A 2,113-nucleotide genomic window follows, 5' to 3' on the forward strand; every position below is an offset into this window, starting at 1 on the left:
CCATCCAGTTAATGAAGAGTCACCTCTTATTACCATCTTGTTCTTGCTTGATAAATTCGATAAACGAAACGACTTTATTTCACCCAACACTAACTCACCTTTGAGAGCCTTTAAGAAATTATCTATTGATCCCCTTTTTCCCAAGTCTATTTATAACGATGCACAAATGTTTGCTCTTACAGAACATGCAGAAAAAGAAGGACTGTTAGAAGTGATTGAATTTAGTGATACAAACCGAAATAAAAAGATTAAATATCAACTTACTGAAAAAGCTCTTGCACTTATACCTTTGGAGTTAACGCATTTTACCAAGAGAATTGAAAATTGAGGGGAATATTTTTTACTTTAATATATGCGTTGCGTTACCCCCATACCCCTAGAGTGTACGCAGCGCACTCTCTAAGGGTAGTTGCGTAACCTGCGTTAGCCTGACTTACGCATCCATTACGCAGGTTACGCAGAATAAAAAACAAATATTTATCAGTACAAGTAAACGGGTTTTTTATTAACAAAGAAGCGCTCCTATTTTAATATTTATAGACGTATAAATATCAGGTAAAGTGCTTGTAAAAAACAAGTTAGGAGCAAGCGATGACTTTCAAAGCTGGACAATCAGGAAATCCCGGTGGAAGACGAAAGGGAGCACTTAACAAGCGCACTGAATTAGCAAAAATGTTAGAGCCACATGCAGAGGGCCTGGTAAAAAAATTGATTGAACTTGCGCTTAACGGAGATGCTACAGCCTTACGACTTTGTATTGAGCGTTTGATACCTAAAGTAAATCGTGAGTCTACAGGGATTGAATTTCAAAAAAACATCCCTAAGTTAAAGGACGATATATTACGAGCAGCCCTTGACGGTCGCATAAGCATAGAGGATGCCGAAAGATTAAGGCATTTAATTGATGAGCAAACGGGTAAAAGTAAAGCATCTTTAAGTATTAATACGACCTGCCCTATAGAGGCTGCGAAAATATATCAGCAGATTATGAGAGGCAGTCATTAATCTGCTAAAGCTACACTGCTAAGTTGAAGCCCCCCCCAAATATCCTCTAGTGTTTTAGCTTGCAATAACTTGTCTTTGACAGCATATCTAGGGGCTTGGGGGGCTTTAACTTTGCCATCCTTTTTTAATGGGATTAATTCTATTTCCTCTGCGGTATCCTCGAAATTTATCACCCATTTTCCATTATCTCCCCAAGGTTCAATTGATTTGATTGTTGCAAGGTGCGTAATGGCAGAGATTGGTGCAACTTGATATGCTGCGATGTATTTTATTTTTTGGCGCATAGAGCTTTCCATCCGTATTTCATACCAACGACGTTCATTAATAAAAACCTCTTTGAAGCCATTGTCCCTAGCTGGAATAATTATCGTATCGACTTCATCAACATTTACATTGCTTGTTTCAGTTAAACCAATATTGTTAATAACCACATCCTGTAAAAATGGTTCAAACATATAGAAATAATTATTTTCAGAGTTTCTATATCGAGCTAAACGAATAATATCTACACTGAAATTGAACTTTTGGATGATAGAGTTTTCTAATTTTGAATGTTCGCCATCTATTACAATCAACACTGAAAAGGGATTTGCTATTAAACAATCAAGCAAATGGTCCAGATTGCGATAACCATGGGATGAAATATAATTATCACAAATATTTCTTATTTTCTCATTATGATGTAATTCATTAAATAAAATATCTCGTACTTTTCTGGGGTGAACTTCAAAAGCAATTGAAAATTGCATGATCTGCACAGCAATATGCCTAAGTGCATCGTGATCCACTAATTCATTTTCTACAAAATATAATTTAGGTTCTTTGCTGCTCAAATCGATCAAGTAACCATCGGGGATATTTTCTTGTATGCCTTTTTTTCCAATTTTTTTCTTTATATCCAGGTAAATACGGTTGTTTCCAAATAATTCAGACTTTACCTTTTGAATAGATTCTTCCAATTCATTTTCACTTGCATACGGTGCTAACTGATATAACCCTTTATCTGTGTAAATTATACTCAGTTATCGTTCTCTTACTAAATTTAGTTCTATTTAACTCCATATAGAATGATACCTATAGTCCGTGGTTCTATGAGTACACCAAACTT

At 35.5% G+C, this 2,113-nt stretch carries 3 protein-coding genes; 2 read left to right on the plus strand and 1 reads right to left on the minus strand.

The features are described 5' to 3' along the window. Nucleotides 1–328: hypothetical protein (locus tag ACQY7T_RS09985; RefSeq protein WP_428413105.1), on the plus strand; the 328-nt coding region annotated here is incomplete at its 5' end. A 263-nt stretch (nucleotides 329–591) separates the two neighbouring features. Next, entirely contained in the window at nucleotides 592–1,005 is a 414-nt protein-coding gene (locus ACQY7T_RS09990) for a DUF5681 domain-containing protein (protein ID WP_428413107.1), read from the plus strand. Here ACQY7T_RS09990 and ACQY7T_RS09995 read toward each other — a convergent pair. Then, nucleotides 1,002–1,964 carry a hypothetical protein gene (locus ACQY7T_RS09995; RefSeq protein WP_428413109.1) on the minus strand — a complete coding sequence of 321 codons (963 nt, stop codon included), beginning with the start codon at nucleotides 1,962–1,964 and terminating at the stop codon, nucleotides 1,002–1,004. The genes ACQY7T_RS09990 and ACQY7T_RS09995 overlap by 4 nt on opposite strands. Between the last annotated feature and the right edge of the window lie 149 nt (nucleotides 1,965–2,113).

This window comes from Legionella sp. (genome assembly GCF_965140895.1).
In the GTDB taxonomy this organism is placed as follows: domain Bacteria; phylum Pseudomonadota; class Gammaproteobacteria; order Legionellales; family Legionellaceae; genus Legionella.

Coding starts and splice junctions, on each gene's coding strand:
- ACQY7T_RS09990 (WP_428413107.1), top strand. CDS start 592: ATGACTTTCAAAGCTGGACAATCAGGAAATCCCGGTGGAAGACGAAAG.